At 73.3% G+C, this 26,193-nt stretch carries 26 protein-coding genes and 1 pseudogene; 10 read left to right on the top strand and 17 right to left on the bottom strand.

Features of this window, described 5'->3' with window-relative positions; all coding sequences use genetic code 11:
* The 5 genes and pseudogenes from AB0J24_RS13195 to rpsF form a co-directional block, all read right to left on the bottom strand.
* A pseudogene (locus AB0J24_RS13195) lies at positions 1 to 180 on the bottom strand (replicative DNA helicase); the annotation flags it as partial.
* A gap of 637 nt (positions 181 to 817) precedes the next feature.
* Positions 818 to 1,264 (bottom strand): 50S ribosomal protein L9, encoded by a 447-nt coding sequence (rplI, locus tag AB0J24_RS13190; RefSeq protein ID WP_358680006.1) that lies wholly within the window; start codon positions 1,262 to 1,264, stop codon positions 818 to 820.
* A gap of 14 nt (positions 1,265 to 1,278) precedes the next feature.
* On the bottom strand, positions 1,279 to 1,515 hold the full coding sequence (gene rpsR / locus AB0J24_RS13185; RefSeq protein WP_085915038.1) for a 30S ribosomal protein S18: 237 nt from the start codon (positions 1,513 to 1,515) through the stop codon (positions 1,279 to 1,281).
* A 53-nt stretch (positions 1,516 to 1,568) separates the two neighbouring features.
* A complete protein-coding gene (locus AB0J24_RS13180) occupies positions 1,569 to 2,126 on the bottom strand; it encodes a single-stranded DNA-binding protein (protein ID WP_358680003.1) in 558 nt (185 codons plus the stop codon).
* Positions 2,127 to 2,137: 11 nt separating this feature from the next.
* Positions 2,138 to 2,452, bottom strand: a complete 315-nt coding sequence (gene rpsF, locus AB0J24_RS13175) for a 30S ribosomal protein S6 (RefSeq protein WP_358680000.1) — start codon at positions 2,450 to 2,452, stop codon at positions 2,138 to 2,140.
* Between the two features lie 223 nt (positions 2,453 to 2,675).
* On the opposite strand from rpsF, the gene AB0J24_RS13170 reads away from it, so the two are divergent.
* Complete coding sequence (locus AB0J24_RS13170; protein ID WP_358679997.1) at positions 2,676 to 3,449, top strand: deoxyribonuclease IV; 774 nt, start codon at positions 2,676 to 2,678, stop codon at positions 3,447 to 3,449.
* Position 3,450: 1 nt separating this feature from the next.
* Here the strand turns inward: AB0J24_RS13170 and AB0J24_RS13165 are convergent, their stop codons facing one another.
* From AB0J24_RS13165 to AB0J24_RS13150, 4 genes are all read right to left on the bottom strand, one after another.
* Complete coding sequence (locus tag AB0J24_RS13165) at positions 3,451 to 4,119, bottom strand: CoA pyrophosphatase (RefSeq protein WP_358679994.1); 669 nt, start codon at positions 4,117 to 4,119, stop codon at positions 3,451 to 3,453.
* Positions 4,120 to 4,417: 298 nt separating this feature from the next.
* A complete protein-coding gene (locus AB0J24_RS13160; protein WP_358679991.1) occupies positions 4,418 to 5,743 on the bottom strand; it encodes a glycosyltransferase 87 family protein in 1,326 nt (441 codons plus the stop codon).
* Positions 5,744 to 5,922: 179 nt separating this feature from the next.
* Positions 5,923 to 8,568 (bottom strand): transglycosylase domain-containing protein, encoded by a 2,646-nt coding sequence (locus AB0J24_RS13155; protein WP_358679988.1) that lies wholly within the window; start codon positions 8,566 to 8,568, stop codon positions 5,923 to 5,925.
* A gap of 186 nt (positions 8,569 to 8,754) precedes the next feature.
* Positions 8,755 to 9,150: a DUF5318 family protein gene (locus AB0J24_RS13150; RefSeq protein WP_358679985.1), complete on the bottom strand. Its 396-nt coding sequence runs from the start codon at positions 9,148 to 9,150 to the stop codon at positions 8,755 to 8,757.
* Between the two features lie 197 nt (positions 9,151 to 9,347).
* Here AB0J24_RS13150 and AB0J24_RS13145 point away from each other — a divergent pair, with 197 nt between their 5' ends.
* The 3 genes from AB0J24_RS13145 to AB0J24_RS13135 all read left to right on the top strand — a co-directional run bounded on the left by AB0J24_RS13145 (position 9,348) and on the right by AB0J24_RS13135 (position 12,040).
* Positions 9,348 to 9,986 (top strand): PadR family transcriptional regulator, encoded by a 639-nt coding sequence (locus tag AB0J24_RS13145; RefSeq protein WP_358679982.1) that lies wholly within the window; start codon positions 9,348 to 9,350, stop codon positions 9,984 to 9,986.
* A gap of 1 nt (position 9,987) precedes the next feature.
* The gene (locus AB0J24_RS13140) at positions 9,988 to 11,067 is read left to right on the top strand and encodes an inositol-3-phosphate synthase (protein ID WP_358679979.1); all 1,080 of its coding nucleotides are present in this window, start codon (positions 9,988 to 9,990) and stop codon (positions 11,065 to 11,067) included.
* Between the two features lie 358 nt (positions 11,068 to 11,425).
* Complete coding sequence (locus tag AB0J24_RS13135; RefSeq protein WP_358679977.1) at positions 11,426 to 12,040, top strand: C40 family peptidase; 615 nt, start codon at positions 11,426 to 11,428, stop codon at positions 12,038 to 12,040.
* Positions 12,041 to 12,055: 15 nt separating this feature from the next.
* On the opposite strand, the gene AB0J24_RS13130 is transcribed toward AB0J24_RS13135, so the two are convergent.
* Both AB0J24_RS13130 and AB0J24_RS13125 read right to left on the bottom strand, forming a co-directional pair.
* Positions 12,056 to 12,673 carry a TetR family transcriptional regulator gene (locus tag AB0J24_RS13130; protein WP_358679974.1) on the bottom strand — a complete coding sequence of 206 codons (618 nt, stop codon included), beginning with the start codon at positions 12,671 to 12,673 and terminating at the stop codon, positions 12,056 to 12,058.
* 17 nt (positions 12,674 to 12,690) lie between these two features.
* Positions 12,691 to 13,308: a GNAT family N-acetyltransferase gene (locus AB0J24_RS13125; RefSeq protein ID WP_358679971.1), complete on the bottom strand. Its 618-nt coding sequence runs from the start codon at positions 13,306 to 13,308 to the stop codon at positions 12,691 to 12,693.
* A gap of 132 nt (positions 13,309 to 13,440) precedes the next feature.
* Here AB0J24_RS13125 and AB0J24_RS13120 point away from each other — a divergent pair, with 132 nt between their 5' ends.
* Positions 13,441 to 14,160: an SDR family oxidoreductase gene (locus AB0J24_RS13120; protein WP_358679968.1), complete on the top strand. Its 720-nt coding sequence runs from the start codon at positions 13,441 to 13,443 to the stop codon at positions 14,158 to 14,160.
* Here the strand turns inward: AB0J24_RS13120 and AB0J24_RS13115 are convergent.
* Complete coding sequence (locus AB0J24_RS13115) at positions 14,129 to 15,043, bottom strand: LysR family transcriptional regulator (RefSeq protein WP_358679965.1); 915 nt, start codon at positions 15,041 to 15,043, stop codon at positions 14,129 to 14,131. The genes AB0J24_RS13120 and AB0J24_RS13115 overlap by 32 nt on opposite strands.
* Positions 15,044 to 15,125: 82 nt before the next feature.
* Here AB0J24_RS13115 and AB0J24_RS13110 point away from each other — a divergent pair, with 82 nt between their 5' ends.
* From AB0J24_RS13110 to AB0J24_RS13095, 4 genes are all read left to right on the top strand, one after another.
* A complete protein-coding gene (locus AB0J24_RS13110; protein WP_358679962.1) occupies positions 15,126 to 16,064 on the top strand; it encodes a DMT family transporter in 939 nt (312 codons plus the stop codon).
* Between the two features lie 21 nt (positions 16,065 to 16,085).
* Complete coding sequence (locus AB0J24_RS13105; protein ID WP_358679959.1) at positions 16,086 to 16,523, top strand: DUF1707 domain-containing protein; 438 nt, start codon at positions 16,086 to 16,088, stop codon at positions 16,521 to 16,523.
* Positions 16,524 to 16,714: 191 nt separating this feature from the next.
* Positions 16,715 to 17,473 (top strand): UPF0158 family protein, encoded by a 759-nt coding sequence (locus tag AB0J24_RS13100; RefSeq protein ID WP_358679956.1) that lies wholly within the window; start codon positions 16,715 to 16,717, stop codon positions 17,471 to 17,473.
* A complete protein-coding gene (locus AB0J24_RS13095; RefSeq protein WP_358679954.1) occupies positions 17,470 to 17,943 on the top strand; it encodes a HEPN domain-containing protein in 474 nt (157 codons plus the stop codon). Before AB0J24_RS13100 ends, AB0J24_RS13095 begins: the two co-directional genes overlap by 4 nt.
* Positions 17,944 to 17,996: 53 nt before the next feature.
* Here the strand turns inward: AB0J24_RS13095 and AB0J24_RS13090 are convergent, their stop codons facing one another.
* On the bottom strand, positions 17,997 to 18,746 hold the full coding sequence (locus AB0J24_RS13090) for a hypothetical protein (RefSeq protein ID WP_358679951.1): 750 nt from the start codon (positions 18,744 to 18,746) through the stop codon (positions 17,997 to 17,999).
* A 57-nt stretch (positions 18,747 to 18,803) separates the two neighbouring features.
* On the bottom strand, positions 18,804 to 21,692 hold the full coding sequence (gene leuS, locus AB0J24_RS13085) for a leucine--tRNA ligase (RefSeq protein ID WP_358679948.1): 2,889 nt from the start codon (positions 21,690 to 21,692) through the stop codon (positions 18,804 to 18,806).
* A gap of 255 nt (positions 21,693 to 21,947) precedes the next feature.
* Between leuS and AB0J24_RS13080 the strand changes: the two genes are divergently transcribed.
* A complete protein-coding gene (locus AB0J24_RS13080) occupies positions 21,948 to 22,424 on the top strand; it encodes an SdpI family protein (protein WP_358679945.1) in 477 nt (158 codons plus the stop codon).
* 4 nt (positions 22,425 to 22,428) lie between these two features.
* Here AB0J24_RS13080 and AB0J24_RS13075 read toward each other — a convergent pair whose 3' ends face one another.
* The 3 genes from AB0J24_RS13075 to AB0J24_RS13065 form a co-directional block, all read right to left on the bottom strand.
* Entirely contained in the window at positions 22,429 to 23,613 is a 1,185-nt protein-coding gene (locus tag AB0J24_RS13075; protein ID WP_358679942.1) for a macrolide family glycosyltransferase, read from the bottom strand.
* A gap of 86 nt (positions 23,614 to 23,699) precedes the next feature.
* Positions 23,700 to 24,296: a YqgE/AlgH family protein gene (locus tag AB0J24_RS13070; RefSeq protein ID WP_358679940.1), complete on the bottom strand. Its 597-nt coding sequence runs from the start codon at positions 24,294 to 24,296 to the stop codon at positions 23,700 to 23,702.
* Positions 24,297 to 24,518: 222 nt separating this feature from the next.
* The gene (locus tag AB0J24_RS13065; RefSeq protein ID WP_358680023.1) at positions 24,519 to 25,919 is read right to left on the bottom strand and encodes a CCA tRNA nucleotidyltransferase; all 1,401 of its coding nucleotides are present in this window, start codon (positions 25,917 to 25,919) and stop codon (positions 24,519 to 24,521) included.
* Between the last annotated feature and the right edge of the window lie 274 nt (positions 25,920 to 26,193).

The raw sequence follows: 26,193 nt of genomic DNA, 5'->3' as shown, positions 1-26,193 counted from the left end.
GACGTCGGCGATCGCATCCTTGCTCAGGAGCATCCCGCCCAGCACCGACTGCTCGGCGGTGAGATCCTGCGGCGGCTGCCGATCGAAGGTGCCGCTCCCGCCGGTACCGGAGCCGCCCGCCTGGTCCCCGTCGCGAACGGCCCGAGGCCGGCCGGTGGGACGATCGTCCGTCAGAGCCATACGCAGCGTCACCCCCGGTGGACAGCATACCGAACATACGTTCGAAACGCGAGCCCGCGGCGACGTTCCCGCGTGGATCTCCCGTACTCGTCCGGCCCGGGCGGCCACCGAGCCGCGCGTCGTGCGGCGGCGGTGCGGGACCTGCAACCGGACCGGTCGTACCCGAGGCTAGGTCGATTCGCATCGCCGGCACCAGTCGGCCTGGTGATCAACCTGGGGACGGACTGTGCACCACCACCGCCCATCCCGGGACCGTGCTGTGGACAACCTGGGGACAGTGCGGCGATTTCGGTCGAAACCGCAGGTCAGAGGTATGGGCACAGCTGTGGACAACATCGCTGTGGCGTGTCGGCGCAGGGCTGCTCCCGGCGTGTCGGAGCGCGCTACGCGCCGTTCGCCGCCCGGCGCGTCCACAGCCCCGCCCGACGCGCGGACCGTCACCTCGCGGCGTGTCGGCTGCGTGACACGGGATCCGCCCGGTCCTCACCCGACCGGGTGGATCCGTCCACTCACGACTCCGGAGCGCGGTCGCGGGCCGCCTCGGACGGGTCCGCACACACGACAGAGCGGTGCCCGGAGCTCTACGCTCCGGACACCGCTCTGACTACTCTCAGTGGTCGACCGACCACCGCACCGCTCAGCTCGCGACGACCGCGATGGGCAGCTCGGTGGTGACCTCCGGGTGCAGGCGGACCTGCACCTGGTGCTTGCCCAGGGTCTTGATGTGACCCGGGACGTCGACGATCCGCTTGTCCAGCGTCGGGCCGCCGGACGCCTTGACGGCCTCGACGACCGCGGCCGGGGTGACCGAACCGAACAGCCTGCCGTTGTCGCCGGCCTTGGCCGGGACCGTCACGTTCAGGTTCCGCAGCTGCGAGTCGACCTGCTGGGCGTGGCCCAGATCGCGGATCTCGCGGGCCTTCTGCGCCCGGCGGATCTGCTCGACCTGCTTCTCGGCGCCACGGGTGGCGACCACCGCGAGCTTGCGCGGCAGCAGGTAGTTGCGGCCGTAGCCGTCCTTGACCTCGACGATGTCACCGGGGGCGCCCAGGTTCGGGACGTCGGCGTTGAGGATGAGCTTCATCTGTCTCCCCTTCCTCAGCGCGCCGTCGAGGTGTACGGCAGCAGTGCGACCTCACGCGAGTTCTTCACCGCGACCGCGACGTCCCGCTGGTGCTGCCGGCAGTTGCCGGTCACCCGACGAGCACGGATCTTGCCGCGGTCGGAGATGAACTTGCGCAGCAGACCGGTGTCCTTGTAGTCGATCAGCTGGGCCTTGTCCTTGCAGAACGCGCAGACCTTCTTCTTCGGCTTGCGCACGATGGCCTTGGCCATGGTGGTGCTCCTGGTGTCGTCCGTCGCCCGTCACGGGCGATGGGATACGTGGATCAGAAAGGGGGCTCGTCGTCGGACGCCGCGCCGCTGCCCGCGGGCGGGGCCGAACCCCAGGGGTCGTCATAACCGCCGCCGGAGTTGCCCCCGCCGGAACCGCCGCCCTGCTGGCCGCCGTAACCGCCGCCACCGCTGCTGCCGCCACCGTCGAATCCGCCACCGCCACCGAAGCCGCCGGAGCCTCCGCCCCGGCTGACCTTGTTGACCTTGGCGGTCGCGTAGCGCAGCGAGGGGCCGACCTCGTCGACCTCCATCTCCACGACGGTGCGCTTCTCGCCCTCACGGGTCTCGAAGGACCGCTGCCGGAGCCGCCCCTGCACGACGACACGGGCGCCCCTGGTGAGGGACTCGGCGACGTTCTCCGCCGCCTGGCGCCAGACGTTGCAGCGCAGGAACAGCGCCTCGCCGTCCTTCCATTCGCCGGACTGGCGGTCGAAGGTCCGCGGCGTGGACGCGACGGTGAAGTTGGCGACCGCGGCGCCGGAGGGGGTGAACCGCAGCTCGGGATCGGCCGTCAGGTTGCCCACGACGGTGATCACGGTCTCGCCGGCCATGACAGCCCCTCTCAGCCGGCGGCGGGCGCCGGCGTGCGGGTGACGTCCTTGCGCAGCACCTTGGTGCGCAGCACGGACTCGTTCAGACCCAGCTGGCGGTCCAGCTCGGCGACGGTGGCGGGCTCCGCGGCGATCTCGACGACCGCGTAGATGGCCTCGCTCTGCTTCCTGATCTCGTAGGCCAGCCGGCGCTTGCCCCAGACCTCGATCTTCTCGACCGATCCCCCGTCGTTCTTCACGACGGTGAGGAACTGCTCCAGGGACGGCTGCACGGTGCGCTCGTCCAGGCTGCCGTCGAGGATGACCATGACCTCGTAATGACGCATGAGAACCACTCACCTCCTATGGACTCGAAAACGGTCACGGCCCGGACGGCCGTGACAGGAGGTTCTCAGTGCCCCCCGACAGTCTCACCGCGCGGCCGGAGCCGAACGGGACCTGCGGGGCGACCGGTCAAGGCTACCAACGGCCGCCCCGGGCCCGACCTGCGGGTACTCCGGCCCGGTGGCCCGGACGGTTCTGTCGGGGGTGCTCGCTACCGTGGCGTCCATGCAGATCGGAGCGCACGTCCGCGACGCCGAGGATCCGCTGGCCGCGGCCGAGGAGGTGGGGGCGGAGGTGATCCAGCTCTTCCTCTCCGACCCGCAGGGCTGGAAGAAGCCGCCGCCGCACCCGCGGGCCGCGGAGCTCGCCGCCTCGGAGGTCGCGGTGGTGGTGCACGCCCCCTACACCGCGAACGTCGCCTCGACGAACAACCGCATCCGGATCCCGTCCCGCAAGATCGTGCAGCAGCACCTGGCCGGCGCGGCGGAGGTCGGCGCCTTCGGCCTGGTCGTGCACGGTGGCCACGTCACCGCGGGCGAGGACCCGGCCGCCGGGATCGACAACTGGCGCAAGTTCGTCGAGCGCCACGCCGGTGAGCACGGGTTCGACGTACCGGTCCTGATCGAGAACACCGCCGGCGGGGACAACGCGATGGCCCGCCGCTTCGACGCGCTGGGCAGGCTGTGGGATGCGGTCGGCGAGTTCGGCGTCGGGTTCTGCCTGGACACCTGCCACGCCTACGCCGGCGGGGAGGAGCTGGCCGGGATCGTGGCGCGGGCGAAGGCGATCACCGGCCGGATCGACCTGATCCACCTGAACGACTCGCGCGACGCGTTCGACTCCGCCCGTGACCGGCACGCCAACATCGGTGCGGGCACGATCCCGCCCGACGAGCTGGCCGCCGTCGTCGCCGAGGCGGGCGCACCCGTCGTCGTGGAGACCCCGGCCGAGGGTCAGGCGGCCGACATCGCGTTCCTCCGCGAGCACGCACGGGCCTGACTCACCGCCAGGCGAACACCGGCTGTTCCAGGTGCGCCACCCTGGTCGGTCTGCCGTGCAGCACGACCTCCCGGAACTGGTGCAGCACCGCTCCGGTGGGGGCGTGCACGTAGCGGTCGAACAGCGGCACCTGGATCACCGGGGCGTCGGACTCGGGGATGGTCAGGAACCGGGGCTCCCGGTCGATCTCGGCGAGCGGGAGCCGGTGCAGCTCGGCGACCTCGTCCGGGTTCGGGACGGGCTCCCCGGCACCGCCCGCCCACAGCACCACCGGCGTGATGACGTACCCGGAGCGGGTCGGGTAGTCGTCGAGCAGCCCGAGCACCCGGTCCGGGCCGAGCTCCAGCCCGACCTCCTCGGAGACCTCGCGGCGCGCCGCCTGCTCCGCCGTCTCCCCGGCGTCGAGCCGGCCACCGGGCAGCGCCCACTGACCGGAGTGCGCACGCAGTGAGCGCGCCCGGCGGGTGAGCACGAACGCGACCTCGTCGGCCAGCGGCCCGTCACCGGTCGCGCCCGGCACCGGGAGCAGCGTCATCGTGACCGACGCCGACCGCTTCCCGGACCTCTCGGCGGCGGTCGCGGCACGGCGGCGCAGCACCGGCAGGGCCTCCTCGATCCGTGCCCGCAGCCGCTGCTGCACCTGGTCCGGGACCACCGCGTCGTCGCCCATGCCCCGATACTTCCGCACCCCTCGCCCGGCGGGAGGCCACCCGAGACCACCGTCACCCCTCACCGAGATGCAGCTCAGCGGGCGCACCGCACCCCCGGACTCCCGCTGAGCTGCATCTCGACGCGCGCCGGGCGGGGCGCGCACCGGGCGAGGCGCGCCGGGCAGGGCGCGCCGGGCAGGGCGCGCCGGGCAGGGCGCGCCGGGCGGGGCGCGCACCGGGGTGGGACGCGTGCCGGGGCGGGCGCGCGCGCCCGGGGTGGGACGCGCGACAGGGCGGAGCAGGGCGCGACAGGGCAGGTCAGGCCGCAGCGGCCGACCGGGGCGCGGGCGGCCAGACCGGGTCGTGCGCGGTGCCCGGCGCCCGGCGCAGGATCTGCCGTACCACCAGCACGCACAGCGCCACCACGATCGCGTCCCGGACCAGGACGGTCACCAGGAACGGTTCCATCGGCAGGCCCTTGTCGGCGACGCCGAGGTACTGGTACATCCGCGGTACCCAGACCAGGGCGTCGACGGTCATCCAGATCAGCAGCAGCCGCCAGCGCGGGAGCGCCAGCACCGCGAGCGGTACCAGCCAGAGCGAGTACTGGGGGCTCCACACCTTGTTGAGCAGCAGGAACGCCGCCACACAGAGGAACGCGAGCTCGGCGACCGCAGGTGGCTGCGGGGCGCGCAGCGCCAGCACCGCGATCGCGCCGACGGCCAGCACCATCAGCACCGCGGTGACCGCGTTCAGGACGGTCGGCGAGGCGCCGTCGGCGAGCGGCCCGTCGAACCCGGGCCAGCCGGTGAACCAGCTCAGCGAGTACCAGATCGAGTCCGGATCAGCCGGACGCGTGCGGTTCAGCAGGAAGAACTCGGCCCAGCCGCGCGGCCAGGCGAGCGCGACCGGCAGGTTCACCGCCACCCAGGCTGCGGCTGCGGCGCCGGTCGCCCAGGCCGCGCGGGCCAGCCCACCGGCCGACCGCCGCCGCCACCCGACGAGCACGATCGGCACCAGGAAGAGCAGCGGGTAGAGCTTCGCCGCGGCGCCGAGCCCGATCAGCACGCCGGCCCAACCCGGCCGGTCCCGGCGCAGTGCCAGCAGCGCACCGGTGGCCAGCGCGACGGTGAGCGCGTCAAAGTTGGTGAACACGTGCACCAGCGCCAGCGGGGACAGCGCGACGAGCGCGGCGTCCCAGGGGCGCTCCGGCCGTAGCCGCACGACCGCCCAGACCACCGTGAGCCAGGCCGCCGCCAGCCAGAACGCCGTCATGTTGAAGTAGACGACGACGTCGAGGGCGGTCGGCAGCGGCAGCCGCTCCGCCAGCCACTGCCATCCGTCGGTGAGCTGCGCGTTGAGGTACTGGAAGAACCCGGTGATCACCGGGTACTCCATCCACCGCTCGACCCGGGTCCCGTCGGAGCGGGTCTCGAACCAGGCGTCGCGGTAGGGGACGCCGTCGTCGGCGAGTCCCTCCAGGCCGTAGAGCGGGACCGTGTCGGAGTAGCACATCGCCACGTACTGGCGGTCGTTGCGCCAGTCGAGCGCGGGCACGCCGTCGGCGGTGCGGTACTCCTGCAGGCAGGCCGCCTTGCCGAGCCAGCTCAGTGCCAGCACCACGACCGCGAACAGCAGTACCACCCGCAGCGGTGTCCAGTACCGGGCGCGGCCGACGAGGGCGTGCCTGCCGAGCGGGCCACCGATCAGGTGGCTGGCCGAGCGGGCGAGCGGTTCGGTCCAGCTCGGGATCTCACGGACGGTCGGGCCGTCACCGGTGCGCGACCCCCCGGAGGGGCCTGCGCCGGGACGGCCGGCGTCACTCAGCCCCCACCGCCGTTGGGATCCTCGGAGCCGTCCTGGCCGCCGGAGTCCGGGCCGGAATCACCGCCGGAGAACGGATCGCCGTCGCCACCCCGGTCACCACCCCGGTCACCGCCCCGATCGCCGTTCCGGTCACCGTTCCGGTCGCCGTTGCGGTCACCGTCCGAGCCGTCGTCGGAGGAGGAGTCACCGCCGTCGGAGTCGTCCCGTCCGGAGCCGTCACCGCCGTTGCGGTCCCGGTTCCCGTCCGGCCCCCGGCTCGGTTCGGTGGTCTGCTCACCCGGGGAGGAGTCCTGACCGGATCCGCTGTCGGCGGAGGCGTTGCGGGCCGGCGGCGCCTCGCCGATCGGCCGGAACCCGGCGAACTGCTCGACCGGGGTGCCGCGCAGCACGTCGTTCATGTACGACTGCCAGATCTGCCCGGGCAGCATGCGACCGAAGATCGCATTGCCGGAGGAGTTCCGGATCGGCGAGTTGTCGTCGGTGCCGACCCAGACAGCGGTGGACACCGACGGCGTGAAGCCGACGGTCCACGCGTCGTTGTTCTCCCCCTCGACGGCGCTCTGCACGGTGCCGGTCTTCACCGCGACCGGGCGGCCACCGTTGAGCCCGATCCGGGACGAGCTCGCGACGTCGGTCATCGACTCGGTGACGTTGCGCGCCACCTCCGGGTCCATGACCTGCTCGCCGGTGTCGGTGCCGCCGCGGTCGTAGATGACCCGGCCGTCGTTGGCGGTCACCTTGCTGACCAGGAACGGCGCCCGCCGCACACCGTCCGCGGCGAACGTCGCGTAGGCGGCGGCCATGTCCTTCGGGTGCACCTCGCGGTCACCGAGCGCGATGCCGCCGGTCGGGTTCGGCAGCAGGTCGGCGGGGATGCCCGCCTGGTGCGCCGCCTCGGCGACCTTCGCCGGGCCGACGTCGAGGCCCATCCGGTAGAACACGGTGTTGATCGACTTGGTCATCGCCTCCTTGACCGAACAGTTCGCGCAGCTCACGCCCTCGGAGTTGGTGACCGTGGTCCCGGCCAGCGTCTGCGGCGACGACCCGTCGTAGGTGGCGCCCAGGCCGATCGGGTCGGGCGCCTGCAGGGCGGCGGCGACGACGAACGGCTTGAACGACGAACCGGGCTGCTTCAGGACGGACGCGTAGTCCAGCCCGACGCCGTTCTCGCCGCCGTAGTAGGCGATGACCGCGCCCGTCTTCGGGTCGATCGACACCAGCGACGAGCGCAGGTTCTCGGGCTGACCCTCCAGGCTCTGCGTCACGGCCTCGGCCGCCTGCTCCTGGGCGGCCGGGTCGATCGTCGTGGTGACGGTGAGGCCCTGGGTGTTCAGCTCGGTCTCGGAGATCCCGAGCACCTCGAGCTCGGCCCGGGCGGCGTTGTAGATGTGGCCGCGGTCGTCACCGGGGATCCCGCCGCCCTCGCCTGCGGACGCCTCGTTCCAGCGGGGGAACTGCTGCTGGTCGCGTTCGGCCTGGCTGAGCCAGTTCTGGCTCACCATGCCGTCGAGCACGAAGTTCCAGCGCTGCTCGGACATCTCCGGGTTCTTCGCCGGGTCCCAGCGCGACGGCGACTGGATGAGGCCGGCGAGCATCGCCCCCTCGGAGACGTTCAGCTCGGAGACGTCCTTGCCGAAGTACGCCTGGCTGGCCGCCTGCACGCCGTAGGCCCCGCGGCCCAGGTAGATGGCGTTCAGGTAGTTCTCCAGGATCTGTTCCTTCGTCATCTCCTTGGACATCTTCGCCGCGAGCACCACCTCGCGGAACTTGCGGAACAGCGAGATCTGGTCGTTGCCGGTGGTGACCTTGATGTACTGCTGGGTGATCGTCGAGCCGCCGCCGATGCCCCCGGTGAGCTGGTTGAGCACGGCCCGGGCGATACCGGTGATGTCGAAGCCGGGATTGGAGAAGAAGGTCCGGTCCTCCGCGGACAGCACGGCCTGCTGCACGGGCACCGGGACCCGGTCCAGCGTGACGCTGGTGCGGTTGACGTTGTCCGGACGCACCGTGGCCAGCGGGTCGCCGTCGGCGTAGGTGAAGGTCGCGACCTGGGTGACCGCGATGTCGTCGGCGGCCGGGACCGGGAAGATCAGCCACCCGATCGCGAACGCGACCAGCGGGCCGAGCAGCGAGACCCCGGCGGCGGCGATCAGCCAGTTCCGGATCCGGCGCCTGCGGCGCGGCGGACGGCCGTCGCCGTCCGCACCGGGCCGGCCACCGTCGGCGCGACCGGGTGGCCCGGGCGGGCCACCGTCCCGGCCCGGTGCGGCAGTCGGGGCCCGACGGCCGTCGCGGGGCGGGCCGGGGCGCTGCGGCGCGGGCGGCGGAGCCTGCCGGGCGCCGTACCCGGCCGCGCCGACGCTGCCGATACCGGAGTCCTCGTGGGTGAGCAGCGGGGGCGGCGGCGGGGGGAGCGGTCGGGGCTGGGCGACCGGCGGCGGAGGCGGGACGACCCGCGGGGGCGGGCCGGGCGGGCCCGGTCGCGGGTTCGGGCCCGGGCCACCGGGCGGTCGGCCGGGGGGAGGGGGCCCGGGTCGTCGGGGCCCGGCGCCGGGTCGGGGAGCCGGCGGGGGGAGCGGTCGGCCGGGGGGAGGGGGCGGCCCGGGCGGTGGGGTGCGTCGGGGGTCACGCTCGTCGTTCACCGGGCGGCTCCGTGGGGTGCGGTCTCGCTGGTCCGCCGGGGACCGGGCCGGGGGTGCCCGGGGCGGCGGTGTGGGGCCGGTCCGCGACCGCGGCGGGCCCGGCGGGCTCCGGGGCACCGGCCGGGACCGGCCGACGGATCGGCCGACCGATCGGTACGGCGGTCGGCCACGGGGTTCGGCACGAGATCAACCGCCCGCCGTCCGGCGCCCGCCGCGTGGGCGGCCGGTACCGAGGACGAAGGAACGGACCAGGTGGTTCCACCGACAGGTCCGGCACACCTCGACCACGTGCACCGTGAACTCGCGGTGGTGCGCCGCGAGCTGCTCCAGGTCGTCGGTGGAGCGGGCCGAACCGGAGACGTGCCGCAGCGCCTCACCGAACACCCAGGAGACGTGGGCGAGCTGGTCCCGGCGGCAGACCGGGCAGGTCTCGTCGACGGCCCGCCCGTGGAACCGGGCGGCGCGCTGCAGGTAGGCACCGGCGTCGCACACCTCCTCGCGGTCGACCCGACCGGCACGGACGTCGGCCAGCAGCGCGCGGCGCTGCAGGGCGTAGTCCACCACCTGTCGCGGGCTGAGCACTCGACCAGGGTACGCGCGGCCGTGCTCCGCACCGACCGCCCGTCCCGGGCCGGTGGCCCGTTCCGTGCCTGGTCGAGGCACTCACCCGATGACAGGTGGTTGTGACGACGATCATTCGACGAGCGAACCGATGTATCGGACCGATATGGTCGGTCGGCGGTCCACCCCGGGCCGCGCGGCGGCAAGGAGGGCGTGCGGTGCTGGAGTTCGCCGTTCTCGGTCTGCTCCAGGAAGGACCACTGCACGGCTACGAGCTGCGCAAGCAGCTCGGCCGGCGGCTGGGCGGCCTGCGGGCATTCTCCTACGGCTCGCTCTACCCGGCACTGCGCAGGCTGCTGCGTGCCGGTCTCATCGCCGAGACCGGGCCGGACCAGCTCGACTCCGAGCGTGCGCCGGTCACCGGCTGGTCTCGGCGCGGCCGCCGTGTCTACCGGATCACCGCCGAGGGCAAGGAGCGCTTCGGCGAACTGCTCGACGACGCGGGACCCCAGGCCTGGGAGGACGGCAGCTTCGGCGTCCACCTGGCCTTCTTCTCACGGACGCCGGCGCAGACCCGCCTGCGGATCCTGGAGGGGCGGCGGCGCGCGGTGGAGGAGCGGCGGGACGGGCTGCGCGCCGCGCTGGGACGGACCGGGGAACAGATCGACCGCTACACCCGCGAGCTGCACCGCCTCGGGCTGGAGAGCTCCGAGCGGGAGGTGCGGTGGCTGAACGAGCTGATCGCGGCCGAGAACGCCGAGCAGCTGCACGAGACCATCCCCGGCGACGGCGCCGGAACGGACGCCGGACCCGGGTCCGGCGGGGAACGACAGGACGAGACAACAGGAGGAGCCTGACATGAGCCAGGTTCGGGTCGCGGTCGTCGGCGTGGGTAACTGCGCGGCGTCGCTGGTCCAGGGTGTCCACTACTACGCGGACGCCGACCCGTCGACCCAGGTCCCCGGCCTGATGCACGTCGACTTCGGTGGCTACCACGTGCGCGACGTGACGTTCGTGGCCGCGTTCGACGTCGACGCCAAGAAGGTCGGCCACGACCTCGCCGACGCCATCTCGGCCAGCGAGAACAACACGATCACGATCGCGGACGTGCCGCCGCTCGGGGTGACCGTGCAACGCGGTCCGACCCTGGACGGCCTCGGCCGGTTCTACCGGGAGACGATCACCGAGTCCGACGACGAGCCGGTCGACGTCGCGCAGGCGCTGCGCGACGCGGGCGCCGACGTCCTGGTCTCCTACCTTCCGGTGGGCAGCGAGGATGCGGACCGGCACTACGCCCAGGCCGCGCTCGACGCCGGGGTGGCGTTCGTCAACGCGCTGCCGGTGTTCATCGCGTCGGACCCGGAGTGGGCGGAGAAGTTCCGTGCCGCCGGCGTGCCGATCGTCGGTGACGACATCAAGTCCCAGGTCGGGGCGACCATCACCCACCGGGTGCTGGCGAAGCTGTTCGAGGACCGCGGGGTCCAGCTGGACCGGACCATGCAGCTCAACGTGGGCGGCAACATGGACTTCCTGAACATGAAGGAGCTGGACCGGCTGGAGTCCAAGAAGGTCTCCAAGACCCAGGCGGTGACCTCCCAGGTGGACCGGGACATGGGCAAGGGCAACGTGCACATCGGCCCGTCCGACTACGTGGCCTGGCTGGACGACCGCAAGTGGGCCTACGTCCGCCTGGAGGGCCGGGCGTTCGGCGACGTGCCGCTCAACCTGGAGTACAAGCTCGAGGTCTGGGACTCGCCGAACTCGGCCGGGATCATCATCGACGCCGTCCGCGCGGCCAAGATCGCCAAGGACCGCGGGATCGGCGGGCCGCTGCTGTCGGCGTCGAGCTACTTCATGAAGTCCCCGCCGGAGCAGTACCGCGACTCCGAGGCGCGGGACAAGGTGGAGGCATTCATCCGGGGCGAGATCGACAACTGATCGTTCTCTCACCGGCGTCGGCCCGGTGGTGACCGTGCAGGTCACCACCGGGCCGATGCCGTTTCCGGATCAGGAAGTCTCCGATCTGAAATCTTCTCGGAATTGTTCGTGAGCGCAGTCATCCCTTTATTGTGTGCTGGGTCATTTATCTGAGCGATATCTGTTCGTAATGTCCTCGTCGGCCTTGCGCGACCTGCACCCACCCGGGGTGCGGGGCGCAGGGTCTCCGCCGGACGACGACGCGGGCGGGATGCACGGCCACCGGACGCGGCGTTCCCAGCGCCGCACCACGAACTCCCCTCGGGCCGCGTACCCCACCCCCACGGTTCGCCGGCGGTGCTACCCCCGAGGAAACACCGTGCCCCAGCGACCCACCGCTCCGGCGCTCCGCGTCGCCGTCGTGGCCACCACCGCCGCCGCGGCCGCAGCCCTGTCCGTGCTTCCGGCCGCGCTTCCCGCCGCCACCGCGGCACCGGCCCCGGACACCGCCCCCACCACCGCCCCGGTGAACCGTGACGTCGCGCCCGCCGCGAACGTCCTTCCGGCCACGTTCGCCACCGCGGGCAGCCCGGCCGCACAGAACGTCACCGCCGCCACCGACGCCGCCGCCCGTGCGGGTCAGGCCGTCGCCGCACGTCAGACCGCGGTGTCCACCGCGATGGCGCAGCTCGGCAAGCCCTACCGCTGGGGCGCGACCGGCCCGAGCGCCTTCGACTGCTCCGGCCTGGTGTCCTACGCGTTCGCCGCCGCGGGCAAGGACGTGCCGCGCACCAGCAGCGCACAGGCGACCGCGGGCACCGCGGTCAGCCGTTCCGACCTGCAGCCGGGTGACCTGGTCTTCTTCTACAGCCCGGTCAGCCACGTCGGCATCTACATCGGCGACGGCCAGATCGTGCACGCCTCCACCAGCGGCAAGCCGGTGAAGGTCGACGACATCGACCGGATGCCGTTCAACTCCGCGCGCCGGATCTGAGTGCCCGCCACCCGGTCAGCGGGTGGCGACCCGCGCCAGCGCCGCGGCGAACAGCGCCACGCAGGCGTGCGCTGCCTCGTCGTCGCGTGCGCTCAGCCAGGACGACGTGATGCCGGTCGAGGCGGCGACGAGGGCCTCGGCCAGCACCCGGGTCCCGACGGCCAGCTCACCGCCACCGGTCTCCTGCCACCGGCGGAGCATCAGGCCGGCCCGCTCGACGGAGGCGGCCTGCTCCCGGCGCGCCACGTGCTCGAGACCGGGGGTGCGTGCCGCCACGTCCACCAGCTCCGCGGTGAGCAGGTGGTACTCCGGGTCGGACCGGACCCGGTCGAGGATCGCCCGCAGCGCCGCGGCGATGCTCGCCTCCAGATCCCCGGTGTCCGCCACCGCGTCCCAGACACGTCCGAGGGATGCGTCCAGCTCGCGGTCCAGCAGCGCGCTGAACAGCTCGTCCTTGGACCGGAAACAGTAGTGGAACGCCCCCTGGGGCAGGCCGGCGCGCTCGGCGACGGCCCGGGTGGTGGCCGCGGCGATGCCGCCCGCCCGCATGACCTCGACGGCGGCGTCCAGCAGCTGTTCGCGGCGCTCGGCCGCAGGCCGGTGCTCGCGCGTCCGGCGCGTCCCGGGTGTCACCGGGGGCACCTTCCCGGTCAACGCCGGCGCACCGGCGCGCCGGGCCGCCACATCGCGACCGGCCGTACCGGCTCCGGAAAGCCGGCGACCGTGCCGAGCCGGTCGAAGCCGAACCGCTCGTACAGCGCGGCACTGCGCTCGGTCGACGCCTCCAGGTACGCGGGCGTCTCGATCGCCCCCAGGCGGGATTCCAGCAGTGCGGAACCGACGCCGCGGCCCCGGCCCGCGGGATGCGCACCGATCGCCGCGAGGTACCAGTGTGCCTCACCCGGCCGCGCGGCCTCCATCGTGCGCCGCAGGGCCCCCGCGCAGCACAGCCCGCCGGGACCGAAGGCCCGCAGGTAGGACCCGGCGTCGCGGAGGCGGTGCAGCAGGCCGCCGCCACCGTGGCCGGGCGCCGACCACACCGCGACCCCGAGCAGGGCCGGGTCGCCCTCGGCACGAGCCAGGTCGACCGCGCCGTGTCGCAGCGCGGACCGCACCAGGACGCCGAGCAGGTGGCGCAGGCGGTCCTCCCGCTCGTCGGGGCTCCCGCCGACGAACGCCGACATGACCGGATCGTCGCGGAAGGCACCGGTCAGCACGGCGACGGCCTCCTCGGCGTGGACGGGTGCGGCCGGGGTGACGACGATCACGGTGGCTCCTCGGGTTCGGACGGGCCGGTGCCACCACCGTACGCCGATTTAGGTCGTTCGACCAAGTCGAATGACCTAAACTCCGCGAGGCCCGTCGTGCGCGGACCCTTCCAGGCGTCGTAGGTTCCGACCATGACCGCATCCCCCCGCCCGCTGGCCCTGATCACCGGCGCCTCCCAGGGCATCGGCGCCGCCGTCGCCCGGGTGCTCGCACCGCGCTACGACCTGATCCTCGGCGGGCGGGACGAGGAACGGCTGTCCGCGGTCGCCGACGAACTGACCACGGCAGGGCCGGCCGGGGTGCGCACCCTGGCCGTCGAGCTCACCGACGACGACGCGCTGGCCGGTGCGCTGGCCGGGCTCGACCGGCTGGACGCGCTGGTGCACTCCGCGGGAACCGGCGAGCTCGGGACCGTCGAGGAGACGCCCGCCGCGGTGTGGCGCCGGCAGTTCGACGTCAACGTCGTCGCGGTCGCCGAGGCCACCCGGCTGTTGTTGCCCGCGCTGCGCGCGGCGGGCTCCGCCGGCGGGGCCGACATCGTGCTCATCAACTCGGGTGCGGGCATCACCGCCAAACCCGGTTGGGGCTCCTACGCGGCCAGCAAGTTCGCGCTGCGGGCGTTCGGCGACGCGCTGCGCGCCGAGGAGGCCGCGAACGGCATCCGGGTCACCTCGGTGCACCCCGGCCGGGTGGACACCGCGATGCAGCGGGCCGTGGTGGCGCACGAGGGCGGCGAGTACGACGGTTCGCGGTTCCTGCGCCCGGAGTCGGTGGCCGCCGTCGTCCTCGCGGCGCTGACCGCGAGCCGGGACGCGCACCTCACCGAGCTGGTGGTGCGGCCGCAGGGCTGAGGGCCGCGGCCGCGCGGAGCTCGGCCAGCGCCGCGAGCACCGGTGGGGTGTGCGCGACGGCGTCGCGCACGACCGCCAGGATCGAGCGCACCGGCTGCGGGCGGACGACCGGCACCGCACGGGTCCCCGGTGGGAGCCGCACCGCGCCGAGTTCGGGGAGCACGGTGACGCCGATCCCGGCCCCGACGAACGCCATCGCGGTGGGGTAGTCGTGCGCCTCCACGTGGAACGGCGGCCGGAACCCGGCCGCCGTGCAGGCCTCGACCAGGGTGCGCCGGCACCATCCGCGGGCGACGTCGTTGTCCACCCAGCGCTCGCCCGCGAGCTCCGCCAGCTCGATCTCGGCCCGCTCCGCCAGCGGGTGCGCGTCCGGGAGCACGACGACGTACGGATCGTCGAGCAGGTGCACCACGCCGAACCCCGGCCACCCGGCGAAGTCCGACCGTTCGACGGTGACCTGCACGTCGCAGCGCTGCGCCGGGTCGTCGGGCAGGTGCTCGCGCAGCGCGAGGTCCAGCCGGACGCCGGGGAAGTCGGTGCTCAGCCGCCGCACCACACCGGGCATCCAGGCGGCACCGACGGAGGCGAAGTACGCCAGTGAGAACGACCCGGTCCGGCCTGCCCGCAGGTCCGCGACGACGACCTCGGCCTCGCCGAGCCGGGCGAGGACCGCATCGGCCTGTTCGGCCAGCACCGTGCCGGCCGCCGTCACCCGCAGACCGCGCCCTGCCCGCTCGAAGAGCACGAGCCCGGTCTCCCGCTGCAACGCCGTGAGGTGCTGACTGACGGCGGACGGCGTGTAGCCCAGGTTCGCAGCGGCGCCCTGCACCGAGCCGCTCGCGACGACGGACCGGAACACCCGCAGGCGGTGCGCATCGAGCATGCGCGAACCATACAGCCCTACTGAATTCAGCGGCAGCGATAATCGCTGGTGCTTAACGGTTGCGCGAGGCAAGCTCGGTTGCATGAGCCCGCCTCCCGTCCTCCTCCGGACCCTCCCGCTCGTCGCCGCAGCGGTCACCGTCCTGCTCTGGGCGTCGGCCTTCGTCGGGATCCGGGCGGTCGGGCACGAGCTGTCGCCCGGTGCGCTCGCGCTGGGCCGGATGCTGGTCGGGTCGGTGACGCTGACGGTGATCGTGCTCGCCGTCCGGGCCCGGCGGGGCCGCCCCGTCCACCGGCCGTCGCCGGGGTTGCTCGGCGCGGTCGCGCTGTGGGGTGCCGCCTGGTTCGGGCTCTACAACCTGGCACTCAACGCCGCCGAGCAGCACCTCGACGCCGGCACCACCGCGCTGCTGGTGAACGTCGCCCCGGTGGTCGTGGCGGTGCTGGCCGGGCTGCTGCTCGGCGAGGGCTTCCCGGTCCGGCTGCTGGTCGGGATGGGGATCGCGTTCGGCGGCGTCGTGCTGATCGCGGCGACCACCTCGGCCGGCGGGGCCGACGTCTCGGGGGTGCTGCTCGGACTGGTCGCGGCCCTGGTCTACGCCGGCGCCGCCGTCGCGCAGAAGCGGCTGCTCACCCGGATCGACGCGCTGCGGGTCACCTGGCTCGGCGCGCTCGCCGGGACCGCGGCCCTGCTGCCGTTCCTCCCGGCTCTGCTCTCCGAGCTCGGTACCGCGACCACCGCGGCCGTCACCGGGACCGTCTATCTCGGCGTCTTCCCCACCGCGATCGCGTTCCTGACCTGGGGATACGCCCTCTCCCGGACGAGTGCCGGCCGGTTGGCGGCGAGCACCTACGCCGTCCCGCCGATCGTGGTCCTGCTGTCCTGGGCGCTGCTCGGCGAGTTCCCGGCCCTGCTCGCGCTCGCCGGTGGCGCGCTGTGCCTCCTCGGCGTCGCCGTCGCGACCCGGCGCACCCGCCAGGCCCCCACCGGGTCCGTCGGACGACCGATCCCGGCCGCCTGAGTTCGGTCTACCCTCACAGCCATGGGGGACGAGCAGGGGGACGACGGCAAGGCCGTCATCCGGGTGTCCGACGCCGAGCGGCAGGAGACGGCCGAGCGGCTGAAACTGGCGCACGACGAGGGCAGGCTGTCGCTGGTCGAGTACGACGAGCGCCTGCGCGCCGCCTACGCCGCGAGGGTGCGCGCCGATCTCGTCGCGCTCGAGGCGGACCTGCCACGGGTCAAGCGCAAGGACCTGCCGGCGGTGCGCGCGGAGCAGGCCGCGGCGGAGCGGTCCGAGCAGATCCGCGAGTACGCCAAGGAGTGGCGGTCCTGGGCCGGTGTCGCGGTGCTGCTCACCGCGATCTGGGCGATCACCTCGATCGCCTCCGGCCAGCTGAACTTCTTCTGGCCGATGTTCCCGATCGGGATCTGGGGTGCGGTGCTGGTCGCGCAGCTGTTCTGGGACGACGACGACTGAACCGCTGACCCGGTCGGGCGGGTCCGATGGAGGCGGAGCACCGTGTCCGACCGCGTGACACCGGCGCCGGAGGGTCCGTCCCGCCGCCGGTGCCGATGACGATGCGACACACCGCCAGCACCCCGGTGCTCCCGGCGGACCGCTGTTCATCGGAGGGTCCGACGGCGGTGGTGCGGGATAGAGTTCCCGACATGCTCGATCCCGGCCGCGTCGACCTGGCCGCGCTGGCCGACGCGCTCGACGACCGGTCGCCGGAGATCCGGTGGTACCTCGACCCCGGTACCGGAGCGGTCGCGTCGCTGCCCGCCCACGACGGCGAACCCCCGGCCGGATGGGTGTTGATCGAGCCGGTGACCAGCCGCGAGTCGTACCGGGACATGTCCGACTTCACGGCCGGGGTGCAGCATCGGCGGGCCGGCGCCCTGCTGGACCGGGCGATCGACGGCCGGGGTGCCTTCCGCCGGTTCAAGAACACCCTGTTCGAGTTCCCCGAGGTGCGCGACCAGTGGTACCGCTTCCGGGACGCGCGCTCCCGGCGCCGCGCGGTCGACTGGCTGGCGGCCGCCGGGCTGATCTCCGAGGCCGACGCCGAACGGGTCCGGGCTCGCCATCCCGATCCCGACCCGTCCAACGAGGATGTTCCCGCGGCCGTCGCCGACGATCTCGTCGCGCACTACGGGCCGCGGGTGCGCCAGGTCCTGTTGTTCGGCTCGTGGGCCAGTGGTGAGGGTTCGGTGGAGTCCGCGATCGACCTGCTCGTGGTGCTCGACGACGAACAGGGCCCGATCGACCCCTGGCACGAGCTCCGCGAGATGGACGACGTGCTGTGGCGGCACACCCAACGCAGCGGGCTGACCATCAGCGTGCTGCCGGTCGGGCAGCGCGAGCTCGCCCGGCCGGACGATCCGACGGTGATCCGGGCCCGCGCCGAGGCGGTGCGCGTGCGATGAGCACCGCCAGGCGTCGACCCGGGATCGTGCGGGCGCGTACCGAACTCGCCGCCGCCCGGCTGCTCGCCGAGCACGGTTACGCCGATGCCGCCGTCTCCCGGTCGTTCCACGCCGCGTTCCGGGCGGCTGAGACGGCGCTGCTCGTGCTCGGGGAGACCAGGGCCGAGCACTCCGACGTGGTCAGCGCGTTCGTCCGGCGGGTGGTGCGGGAGCGCTCACTGGATCCGCGGGCCGGTCGGCTGCTCCGCTCGCTGTACAACCGGCGGGGGCTGGCCGACCACTCCGACGTGCCGGCACCGGCGGCGGAGTCGGAGTCCGCGCTCGCCGACGCCGCCTTCGTGATCGACGCCGTCGCGGCGTGGCTCGCGGAGCCCGGGCTGAGCAGCCCGCCCGACCCGAGCAGCGGCTCCACCCGGCGTCCGGCGAAGCCGGCCCGCCGGGCCCGTCCGGCCCGGGCCGCCGGGTCCTGACCAAGCGCCGGGGCACCCGGCCTGCATGGGGGACCGGACCCGGAAGAACCGGCTCAGAAGAAGTCGCCGCCGAAGTCCCCGCCGTCGAACCCACCGGCGTCGTCGAACCCGCCGTCCATGCCGCCGTCGTCCATGCCGCCGTCCGCTCCGTCAGCTCCGTCGGCACCGTCCGCTCCGGCGTAGGCGGCCTGGTCGGCACCGGCCATCCCGCTGAACAGCGAGGTGAACAGCAGCGCCGATCCAAGGCCCCAGGCGCCGCCGATCAGCGCCGGCTTCCACCACGGCTCGGAGTACCAGCCACGCGGCACCGGACGCCCGGCAACGGTCCCACCGGGGTAGTAGTGGCTGTTGCGGTCGGTCGGTCGCGGTGACGCGGCCAGCGTGCGGCCCTCGACCTCGACCTCGCGCTCCTCGGTGACCTCACCGGCCCGCGCCTGCCCCGGCAACGGAGGCAGCTCCGGGCCCGGGTCGAGTCCCATCGCGGTGCGGGCGGCACGTACGTAGTACAGGCCCTCGTACGCGGTCTCCGTGACCTGCCTGCACTGCGCGACGGTCCGCGCCTGCTCCATCTGTGACCCGGCCGCGGTGTAGCGCTCCGCGGCGTCGGCGAGCGCCTGCCGGGACGGCTCGTCGGTCCCGGTCAGCGACAGCACCTGGCCGCCGAGCCGCTCCACCCAGCGACGGGCCTCGGACTTCGCGTCCTCCAACTGCGCGGCCTGATCCGCCTGATGCCTGCGGACCAGCCAGACCACGGCGGCGACCACTGCCAGCGCGACGATCAGTGTGACCAATGCTCCGGTCATATCGGACCTCCTGCTCCGGTCAACGCGCGACCGGCCCGCCGCGTTCCTGGCGGCCGGTCACCGCACGACGTTGACCAACCGCCCGGGCACGACGATCACCTTCCGCGGCTGGGCGCCCTCCAGCGCGGCCACGATCTTGTCGTCGGCCAGCGCCGCTGCGCGGATCTCGTCCTGGCCGGCGTCGGCCGGCACCGTGATCCGGGACCGGACCTTGCCGTTCACCTGGATCGGGTACTCGACGGTGTCGGCGACCAGGTACCGCTCGTCGGCCTGCGGGAACGGTGCGTAGGCCAGCGAACCGTCGTGGCCCAGCTTCTGCCACAGCTCCTCGGCGATGTGCGGGGCCAGCGGCGCCAGCATCAGCACCAGCGGTTCGGCGACCGACCGTTCGACCGGAGCGCCCCGCTTGGTCAGCACGTTGTTCAGCTCGATCAGCTTGGCCGCCGCGGTGTTGTAGTGCAACGCGGGCACGTCCTCGCGCACCCCGGCGATCGCCTTGTGCAACGCGCGCAGCACGTCCTCGTCCGGCTCCGCGTCGACGACGGTCACCTCCCCGGTCCGTTCGTCGACCAGGTTGCGCCACACCCGCTGCAGGAACCGCTGCGGCCCGACGACGTCGCGCGTCGACCACGGGCGGGACGCGTCCATCGGGCCGGTGTACATCTCGTAGAGCCGGAAGGTGTCCGCACCGTAGCGGTCGCACATCTCGTCCGGCGTCACGACGTTCTTCAGCGACTTGCCCATCTTCCCGTACTCCCGGGTGACGGGCTCACCGTTCCACGTGAAACGTGACGTGCCGTCCTGCGCCGTCTCCTCGACGACCTCCTCGGCGGGAACGTAGCTGCCCCGGGCGTCGGTGTAGGCCCACGCCTGGATGTAGCCCTGGTTGAACAGCCTGCGGAACGGCTCCTCGCTCGACACGTGACCCAGGTCGAACAGCACCTTGTGCCAGAACCGGGAGTACAACAGGTGCAGCACCGCGTGCTCGACGCCGCCGACGTACAGGTCGACACCGCCCGGGTCCTCCGTGCCGGGCCGCGCCTGCGCCGGGTCCTTGCCGATCCAGTAGCGCTCCGCCTCCGGCGAGACGAACCGCTCGGTGTTCTCCGGGTCCAGGTAGCGCAGGTAGTACCAGCAGGAACCGGCCCACTGCGGCATCGTGTTCGTCTCACGCCGGTAGCGCTTCGGGCCTTGATCTCCACCGGCGGGGCCCAGGTCCAGCTCGACGTCCACCCACTCGGCGGCCCGGGACAACGGCGGCTCCGGCTCGCTGTCCGCGTCGTCGGGTGCGTAGGTCTTGGGTGCGTAGTCGTCGACGTCGGGCAGCTCCACCGGCAGCTGGTCGGCGGGCAACGCGATCGGTCCGTGCTCGTCCCACACGACGGGGAACGGCTCGCCCCAGTAGCGCTGCCGGGAGAACAGCCAGTCGCGCAGCTTGTACTGCACGACGCCCTCGCCGTGACCCTTGGCCGACAACCAGTCGATGATCGTCCGCTTCGCCTCGGCGACACCCAGGCCGTTCAGGCTGATCTCGTCGTTCGCCGAGTTGACGGCCGGCCCGTCGCCGGTGAAGGCCTCGCCGTCCCAGTCGGGCCCGGGATCGACGGTGCGCACGATCGGCAGGCCGAACGCGGTGGCGAAGTCCCAGTCCCGCTGGTCCTGGGCGGGGACGGCCATGATCGCTCCGGTGCCGTAGCCCATCAGCACGTAGTCGGCGACGAAGACCGGGATCTCGGCCCCGTTCACCGGGTTGATCGCGTACGCGCCGGTGAAGACGCCGGTCTTGTCCCGGTTCTCCTGCCGGTCCAGCTCGGACTTGCGCGACGCCTCGGCCCGGTAGGCCGCCACCGCCTCCGCCGGGGTCGCGGCGCCGGCGGTCCACCGCTCGTCGGTGCCGGCGGGCCAGGCCGCCGGGGTGATCCCGTCGACCAGCGGGTGTTCCGGAGCCAGCACCATGTAGGTGGCGCCGAACAGGGTGTCCGGACGGGTGGTGAACACCTCGATGGCGGCGTCCGCGTCGCACACCCCGAAACTCACACGCGCACCCTCGGATCGACCGATCCAGTTGCGCTGCATCGCCTTGACCGACTCCGGCCAGTCGACCCGGTCCAGATCGGCGATCAGCCGGTCGGAGTAGGCGGTGATCCGCATCATCCACTGCTTCAGGTTGCGCCGGAAGACCGGGAAGTTGCCGCGCTCGGACCGTCCGTCGGCGGTGACCTCCTCGTTCGCCAGCACCGTGCCCAGGCCCGGGCACCAGTTGACCGGGGCCTCCGAGATGTAGGCCAGCCGGTGCGAGTCGATCAGCCGCCGGCGTTCGCCCTCGGACAGCTCGGCCCAGGCGCGGCCGTCCGGGGTGGCCCGCTCACCGCTCTGGTACGCCGCGCGCAGCTCGGCGATCGGACGGGCCCGGCCGGCCTCGGTGTCGTACCACGCCTCGAAGATCTCCCGGAAGATCCACTGCGTCCAGCGGTAGAACGAGATGTCGGTGGTCGACACCGACCGGCGCGGGTCGTGGCCCAGGCCCAGCTGGCGCAGCTGGCGCCGGTACCGGGCGATGTTGGCCTCGGTCGTGGTCCGCGGGTGCGTCCCGGTCTGCACGGCGTACTGCTCGGCGGGCAGGCCGAACGCGTCGAACCCCATCGGGTGCAGCACGTTGTAGCCGTTCATCCGCAGGTAGCGGCCCAGCACGTCGGTGCCGATGAATCCCAGCGGATGCCCGACGTGCAGCCCGGCGCCCGACGGGTAGGGGAACATGTCCATCAGGTAGAACTTCGGCTTCTCCGAGCCCGGTTCGCCGGGGCCCGGGGCGTGGAAGGTCTGCTCGGCCTCCCAGAAGTCCTGCCACTTGCGCTCGATCCGGCCCGCCATCTCGGCGTCGTACCGGAACGCCGGCCGGTCGGCGCGGTCACCGGTCGACGGTGCCGCGCTGGTCTCGGTGGTCATGTCCGTTTCACCTCGGGAAACATGTCGTGACGGCCCGTACCGGGGCCCGGAACACGCTGCGACCCCTCCGCGCCCGGGCAGGAGGGGTCGTCGCCGCGCCGGCCGTGTCGTGACGGCGGTCTCGCTGCCGACCTCAGCCCGGCGCGGCGCCGGGAAGTCGGTGCCGCCGGTGGGGCAGCCGGCGTCGGGCCGCGCACATGTGACCAGGGTAGCGGGGGCGGGCATGCCGGTTCAGCCGGGTTCTACCCTGGTCACGTGCCCCCCACGCTGCGCCTGGTCCTCGCCGCCCTGCTCCTGCTGGCCGGAGCTGCGCTCGTCGTGCTCGCCGTGCTCGGTGCGACCGGGCGGTTGCCGCGCAACAGGTTCGTCGGTGTCCGGACGCCGAGCAGCCTGCGCACCGCGGACGCGTTCGCCTTCGCGAACCGGGTGGCCGCCCGGCCGGTGGGAGCCGCCGGACTGATCGGCCTGGTCGGCGGCCCCGCGTTGCTGCTGACCGAGCGCGGCGGCGCAGCGCCGTGGGTGCTCGCCGTGATCGCGGCGGCCGGGATGCTGGTCATGGCCGGCCTGGGCGGGTCGTTCGGGGCCCGGGCCGCGGAGCTCGCGATCGCCCGGCAGGCCCCGCCGCCCTCCTGCGCCGGCGCCTGCGCCGGGTGCGACCTGGTGGCGGGCTGCGGAGGCACGGCGGACGCCGACCGGCCGGCCGGGGAGCGCAGCTCCGGCTCCGGCCGCTGAGAGATCACGCCCGGGGCCGGTCCCGCCGGGCGAGCGCCCGCTCGATCTCGTCGGCCGCCGCGGCCGCGCCACCGGCGGCCGCGATCTCCCCGGCCATCCAGGTGAGCCGTTCGCGCACGGCGGGATCGGCGGCGGTCTCCTGCACCGCCGCCCACAGCCGGTCCGGCGTCACCGAGACCGGGTCGAGGGTCCGCCCGAGCCCGAGCTCGGCGATCCGGTCGGCGTTCGCCCGCTGTTCGGCCATCTGCGGCAGCGCCACCAGCGGGACTCCGGCCGCGAGGCCCTCCATGGTGCCGCCCATCCCGGCGTGCGTCACGAAGACCGTGGCGTGCCGGAGCACTCCCAGCTGCGGTACCCGGCGGTGCACCTCGACGCCCGCGGGCAGCGGACCCAGCTCCGCCGGATCGACGTCGCCGATCGACAGCACCACGTGCCAGCCCCGCCCGGCGACGCCCGAGAGGATCGTCCGGTAGAGGGCGGGACGCCGGTTGTAGGCGCTGCCCAGCGACACCAGCAGCACCGGCCGGCCGCCCTCGGGCGGGGTCCATCCGGTCTCGGTGGCCCGGTCCCCGAGCACCGGGCCGACGAACCGGAATCCCTCGAAGGTCTCGCCGGCGTACTGGAACGCGCGGGGGACGGTCACCACCCGCTGCGCGGCCGCTCCGCCCTCGAAGAACTCCCGGACGTTTCCGATCCCCTCTCGACGCAGGTAGGCGCCATACTTCATCATCATGACGAGAAAGCGTGGGTCGAGCGGGTTCAGCTTCGTGTAGCGGTTCATCGACCAGTGCCGGTTGCTCACCAGGTTCGGCCAGACCTCGACCGACGGCACCTTCCAGCGATGGGCGAGCACCCGGCCCCAGACCGCCAGCGGGCCGTCGTGCAGCACCAGGTCGGGGGCCGGATGCCGGGCGAGCAGCGGGACCAGCGCCTGCGTCTCGTCGAGCAGGTAGCCCATCGCGCGGACCAGGTGCCTGCCGTGCATCTGTGGCGGATCGGCGAGCCCGACGGCCTCCCAGGTCGAGGGAACCGGCACGATCCGGGCGCCGGTCACCGCGAGCTGCTCGGCGAACCGCTCCGGGACGAAGCAGCTGACCTGGTGGCCGCGGCGCACCAGCTCGGCGACGATCCCGACCGTCGGGTTGACGTGCCCGGCGCCGAGCGGCACGTAGTGCGAGACGGTGGCCACCGGCTGCAGCGTAGTCACCGCGACCGGCCGGTGCCCCACCTGCACGGGCGGCCCGCAGGGGCCGGTGACACCCGCGGAGGCACCGCTCAGTTCAGGGCCGGGTCCGGCGGGAAGGTGGCCAGCAGCGCGAGCGGGATCCCCTGCCGGCGCAGCACCCGCTCCCACAACCGGTCGTAGGAGGTGGTCAGCAGGTCGTCCGGCAGCCCGGGCACGACGAACCAGTCCCCGCGGGCGATCTCGCCGTGCAGCTGGCCGCTGTCCCAGCCCGAGTAGCCGGCGAAGATCCGCAGACCGCGGAGCCGGGGCGCCAGCGGGGCCGGGTCGGAGTCGAGGTCGACCAGCTGGACCGGGGGCCGGACGGGCATCAGACCGGTCAGTCCGCGCGCCGACTGACCGGTGCGCAGCGCCGCCAGGCAGAGGGCGGTCTGCGCCTCGACCGGGCCGCCGACGAACATCGAGCCGGGGTCACTGGTCAACCCGGCCCACCGGGGCAGCACGTCGCGGACGGCGGAGCGGCCGGGCCGGTTCAGCACCACGCCGAGGCTGCCGTGCGCGCGGTGTTCGATCATGTAGATGACGGTCCGCGCGAAGTTCGGGTCACCCAGACCGGGTGCGGCTACGAGCAGGCTGCCCGGCGTGACCGGGGGAAGGGCGGCGCCTCGGGTGGCGCGGTGTTCCCGCACGGCGTCATTTTCGCACCCGCCCCGCGGGCCGGTCGCGGCACCCGTGCGGGGCGACGTCACCCGATCGACCGACGCCGGACCGGACCGGCCCGGTGCGGCGACGAGGCTCGTAGCGGGCCGCTCGGACGACCGACACGTACGGACGTCTGATCGCCCGTCACCCGGACGGGCGTCCACCGTCACACGTACGTCCTGTACGTACGTCTATGACGTACGTACAGCTCAGAGGTTCTCCGCCGCCCAGGCCCGCAGAGCTGCCTCGGCCTCCTCCGGCCCGAGCGGACCCTGCTCCATCCGGAGCGCCAGCAGATGCTGGTAGGCGCGTCCCACGGCCGGGCCGGGCGGTATGTCGAGCAACCGCATGATCTGGTTGCCGTCCAGGTCGGGCCGGATCGCGTCCAGCTCCTCCTGCTTGCGCAGCTCCGCGATCCGCCGCTCCAGGCCGTCGTAGTTGCGCTGCAGCGCCGCCGCCCGCCGCCGGTTGCGGGTGGTGCAGTCCGACCGGACCAGCTGGTGCAACCGGTCGAGCAGCGGGCCGGCATCGGTGACGTAGCGGCGCACCGCGGAGTCGCTCCACTCGCCCTTGCCGTATCCGTGGAACCGCAGGTGCAGGTAGACGAGCTGGGAGACGTCGTCGATCAGCGCCTTCGGGTACTTCAGCGCACGCATCCGCCTGCGGGTCATCTTCGCGCCCACCACCTCGTGGTGGTGGAAGCTGACCCGCCCGTCCGGCTCCTTGCGCCGAGTGGCCGGCTTGCCGATGTCGTGGAACAGCGCGGCCAGGCGCAACGTGAGGTCCGGGCCGTCGGTCTCCCGCTCGATCGCCTGCTCCATCACGACCAGCGAGTGGGTGTAGACGTCCTTGTGCTGCATGTGCTCGTCGGTCTCCAGCTGCATCGCCGGTACCTCGGGCACGACGTGGCGGGCCAGCCCGGTGTCGCAGAGCAGCTCGATCCCGCGCCGCGGGTGCGCGCCGAGGATCAGCTTGGTGAACTCCGCCTGCACCCGCTCGGCGGTGATCCGGGACAGTTCGTCGGCCATCGACGTCATCGCCGCGGTGACCCGCTCGGCCGGCGTGAAGCCGAGCTGGGACACGAACCGGGCGGCCCGCAGCATCCGCAGCGGGTCGTCGGTGAACGATCGCTCCGGCAGGTCCGGGGTGTCGAGGACGCCCTGGGCGAGTGCGGCGAACCCGCCGTGCGGGTCGACGAACCGGCGCTCGCCGAGCTCGACGGCCATCGCGTTGACCGTGAAGTCGCGCCGGACCAGGTCACCCTCGATGTCGTCACCGAAACGGACCTCGGGATTGCGGGACCGGCCGTCGTAGGTGTCGGCGCGGAACGTGGTCACCTCGATCACCTGGTCACGGCGGCGCAGGCCGACCGTGCCGAACGCGATCCCGGTGTCCCAGACCGCATCGGCCCAGCCGCGGACCGCCTCCAGGATCTGCTCCGGCCGGGCGTCGGTGGTGAAGTCGAGGTCCCCGGAGTCCCGGTCCGAGGCACCCGTGCCGCGCAGCAGCGCGTCCCGGACGCTCCCCCCGACCAGGTAGATCCGGTGCCCACGCTCGGTGAACCGGGCGGCCAGCTCGTCGGCGACGGCCGGCACGTCGAGCATCTGCATGACGGCGTTCTCCTGCGAGCGCTGCAGCTCGTCCGGGTCCGGCCCGGGGCCGGACCCCCGACCGTCCCGCGCGCTCGTACGCGGGGGCTGGGCGGGGCTCACGGGGCGCGAGGTGACGGACGGCGTGGACACGACCGGCCAGTGTAGGCAACGCGCCCGGGCCGGGCCCGCGGGTACGGGTCCGGCCGGGCGGGCCCGCTGATCAACGGCACCCGACCGTGGACGGGACGGGACGCGACGGCTCGCCGGCCCACCGAGATGCCACCGTCTCGTT

This window comes from Pseudonocardia sp. NPDC049635, from assembly GCF_040659795.1.
Classification (GTDB): domain Bacteria; phylum Actinomycetota; class Actinomycetes; order Mycobacteriales; family Pseudonocardiaceae; genus Pseudonocardia.
The sequence above is the reverse complement of the archived record's forward strand: the minus strand, read 5'-3'. Positions and strand labels throughout refer to the sequence as shown.